General features: G+C 45.8%; 1 pseudogene. It reads right to left on the reverse strand.

The features are described from left to right. Nucleotides 1-236: pseudogene (locus tag SB775_RS33800) on the reverse strand (hypothetical protein); the annotation flags it as partial.

Raw genomic sequence — 236 nt, forward strand, 5'->3', positions numbered from 1 at the left:
CCCGCTTCTGTTTCAAGTGTGAAACCTCCTGTTGCATAAGGAAGGTCTCCTGGGGCGTCAAATCCGTGATAAGGAGCACTTCTGTACCAATGATAGCCCTTTTCACTTTCTGTAATACTTGCCGCCCCTAAAGCCCCTTCGTACTCATACAATACAATCGTTTCGCCTTTATATTCTTCCACCGTTACACCACGCGCTTTGTCTTCCAACCCATTTTCTATTGCCTCTTCTTTTGT

This window comes from Peribacillus sp. SIMBA_075 (genome assembly GCF_046534585.1).